Origin of the sequence: Armatimonas sp. (assembly GCF_043760365.1) — a bacterium.
Classification (GTDB): Bacteria; Armatimonadota; Armatimonadia; order Armatimonadales; family Armatimonadaceae; genus Armatimonas.
In genome coordinates this window covers 1-3,034 of the sequence record NZ_JAYUPA010000883.1, presented here as the reverse complement: position 1 = coordinate 3,034, position 3,034 = coordinate 1, and the positions used below count along the sequence as shown (strand labels likewise).

At 56.7% G+C, this 3,034-nt stretch carries 4 protein-coding genes and 1 pseudogene; 3 read left to right on the top strand and 2 right to left on the bottom strand.

Annotated features, from left to right (window positions below; translation table 11 throughout):
- Positions 1-379 (top strand): AAA family ATPase (locus ACH2EH_RS21950; RefSeq protein ID WP_395145098.1); only part of this gene is annotated, 379 nt, incomplete at its 5' end.
- Positions 380-523: 144 nt separating this feature from the next.
- Positions 524-2,119: a HEAT repeat domain-containing protein gene (locus ACH2EH_RS21945; protein WP_395145096.1), complete on the top strand. Its 1,596-nt coding sequence runs from the start codon at positions 524-526 to the stop codon at positions 2,117-2,119.
- Here ACH2EH_RS21945 and ACH2EH_RS21940 read toward each other — a convergent pair.
- Both ACH2EH_RS21940 and ACH2EH_RS21935 read right to left on the bottom strand, forming a co-directional pair.
- Complete coding sequence (locus tag ACH2EH_RS21940) at positions 2,116-2,478, bottom strand: clan AA aspartic protease (RefSeq protein WP_395145094.1); 363 nt, start codon at positions 2,476-2,478, stop codon at positions 2,116-2,118. The two genes, ACH2EH_RS21945 and ACH2EH_RS21940, sit on opposite strands and share 4 nt — an antisense overlap.
- Complete coding sequence (locus ACH2EH_RS21935) at positions 2,475-2,735, bottom strand: hypothetical protein (RefSeq protein ID WP_395145092.1); 261 nt, start codon at positions 2,733-2,735, stop codon at positions 2,475-2,477. The genes ACH2EH_RS21940 and ACH2EH_RS21935 overlap by 4 nt, the downstream gene beginning before the upstream one ends.
- Before the next feature lie 43 nt (positions 2,736-2,778).
- Between ACH2EH_RS21935 and ACH2EH_RS21930 the strand changes: the two are divergent.
- Positions 2,779-3,034 (top strand): annotated as a pseudogene (locus tag ACH2EH_RS21930) (hypothetical protein); the annotation flags it as partial.

The window sequence follows — 3,034 nt, the reverse complement described above, 5'->3', positions numbered from 1 at the left end:
CGGCATTGATATTCTCGCGCAGCCACCGGGGAAGAAGCGTCAGAACTTATCACTGCTCTCCGGTGGCGAGCGAGCACTCACAGCCACCGCACTGCTCTTCGCCTTCTTAGAAGTCCGCCCCGCCCCGTTCTGCGTTCTCGATGAAGTAGATGCGCCGCTGGATGGCGCCAATGTCGAGAAGTTCGCCGATCTGGTGCGAGAGTTTGGCCAGCGGAGCCAGTTTATTCTGATTACGCACAACGCCACGACTATGGAAGCTGCTCCGCTTTGGTACGGTGTCACGATGCAAGAGCCTGGCGTCAGTCGCGGCATCTCCATGCGCGTCCCCGAATCGCCTACGTTGCCTGAATCTATCTCCGCCGATCTGACCGCCGGTTGAAACCGGCGTCTGCAGTAGCCTGCGGCTGCGAAGCCCGTGCCGGGCTAGCCCCCTAGCCCCAATAATGGGGAGAATTCCTAGCCCGGCACGGGCTTTGTTTCCAGAAGGGCGGCGCCCCATTCATGGGGCGGCTATAATTGTTTTATGCTTCCGATAACCACGGCCGAGCTACTAACTATTCTGCACCGTGACAGCTACGGAGATCGTGCCTGGCTCGCTGCCGTTACTCTAGGGGCAATGGGAGACTCTGAGGCGATCCCTGTGTTAGTGATGCTGACGGAGAAAAATCACTATGCTGCGCGTGCGTTGTGTTTAATGGGAGATGAAGGGATCGAGGCCCTCTTGGCAAAAGTATCTATCGTCGCTGCAGTGGATGGATTTCTGCGGTTCCCTCACCCACGAGCCGCCGAGCTTCTTGATAAAGGGCTTCTTCATCAGCATTTTCATGGAAGTGATGTTGCAGGCCGAAATCAGCAGATGGTGAAACAACTCGGCGCTTTTGTTTTCCCTTACTTGTTGGAGCTGATTAAGAAAAAGCCAGACAAAACCACCGAGATTTGCAATGTGATCAGAAGCTTACAACAAGCCGTCCCTATGCCTTGGACCGCAGAAGTATGGGAGCCGATCTACCGTTACCTCTCTCAAGGGGACTGGGTTACCCTGGCGGAGTTTGGCGAGCAAAGAGCCGCAGCTCCGTTGCGGGATGCTCTCAAGAACGCGCTTGAGACAAAGAAAAAGCCCGATATGCTGTGGCTGGCTGCGATAGGACTTGGGCAACTGAGAGATCGAAGTGCCATTCCACTTCTGGTTTCCGCTCTAGAGACAAAAGATCTCCAGCTAATAACCAGTTCGATATGGGCACTGGGAGAGATCGGGGAGCCTGACACGCTTCCTGTTCTTCAGGAGATGCTCCGAAAATGGACGAGAGGTGAGCGGCCCTTTCACAGCAAAAGCCGTGAAACTCGCGTGAACGCACGGGTTGAGCTCGCTCTGGCGCTGACGAAGCTCAAGGCTCCTGAAGCATTGGAACTCATGCTAGGCTGTGTGGGCTACTACGATCCCTACGATTGGGGCGTCTCTGCGACTCCCGGATTTGTCTTGCTGGGAGAAGAAGTGATTCCGCCGTTGCACGCAGCCCTGAAAAGTAAGCGACCAAGGGTGGTGATCGGGGCTATCCACGCGCTGGCGAGCCGAAACGAGTTGATACCTCTCCCTCTTCTCATGCCGCTCCTATTGTTTCGGCACTCGCCCACGGAATGGGGCTGGGAAGAAGCTGTACGAAGCGAAGCGGCCGCCGCGCTGGGAAAAACGGGGAGGTTAGAAGCACTAGAAGGGCTCATCGGCTTGCTTGATGATACCCGCTACGACATTAGCGTGAGTGTGCGTCAGGCGCTGGTTACGCTGGCCCTCAACGTGCCGGAAGCGGTAGGGATTCTGGCAACTCAGATCGCTGGGCAACAGTCGTGGACGTTAGACCATACGGTGCTCGAAGGGTTAGCAAAGGTTGGGGACAGAGCCTTAGTGTCGCTTCGTGAGCAGCTCAAGGCATCCGAGGCACGGACGCGTGAGGCGGCGGCGCTGGCACTGGGCTGGCTGAATGATCAAGAGGCGCGGGGACTTCTGGGCGAGCTCTCACTGAGCGATTCGACGCCAGAGGTGCGCGAGGCCGCAGCGATTGCAGCGACCTATCTTCGCGTGGTCAAGCCCGGTTTTCGGCCCACATCCTTTTCGCCGTACTAAAGTGGCTGGATGGTGACGATGCCTTGCTCTTCAAAATCTACCGTGAGGCGATAGTTTTTTAGCAAAGATGTGCCCAGAAGAGGCAGCTCTCCTAGGCCAAGAACCGCAACATCCAGAAGTTGGTTCTGCCAAAGAATGGTGGTGCTGTGTACGGGAGTTGAGACAGCATTGCCATCAGCCATGATCGAGTCGAGCTCTAGCTCAAAGGGAAGCCCTAGCTGTTCAATGAGCGCCAAGGGGAGAGCGAGCGCTCCTTCAAAACCCGTATCTACCACGAACTCCAGAAGCACATGACGGTCATCTGATAGATGCAGAGGAACTGTCAAGCATGCTCGGAGGCTGTGGACGGTGCCTGTCACGAGATGGTTGTCCGTGTTCGCGTGCCCCCTACTGCAAAAACGCCGTTGTAGCCAATGCGCTCAGCCCAGATGCGAGCGGAGGCGTGACGTGTGCGAAGTCGGCGACTGGCTACCAGTAAGTCGCTATCTACTTCATAGTCGCCGCTCTCAATATCTATGGCGATTATCTTTCCCAGGCTTTCCTGTGTCTCCACCAAAGAGCGTAGGTGCTCCTGGTAGAGGGCTCTTCCACGCAAGGCTGTGTCGTCCGTATTCATGGTTTCCTCCTCATGCTGAGTATATCAAAGTATAATTGGCTCTATGCTTAACCTGCACGAAGACGGGCTGATTTTCCACGCGCCCCCGAAGTCGCTTGCGCCCGGCGCAATAACCCACGACTGGCGGGACTTTCTGGGGCCGAGCCACAATGCGCTCTCCACGGAGTCGCCGCTCCGGGAGACTCCCAAGCTCATCTGGGAGCGGATAAAAGGCGAGGGGTACGCGTCGCCGTGCGTCGTGGCGGGCAAGACGATTGTTTTTCACCGGCTGGGGGAGCAAGAGGTTATCGAGTGCGTGG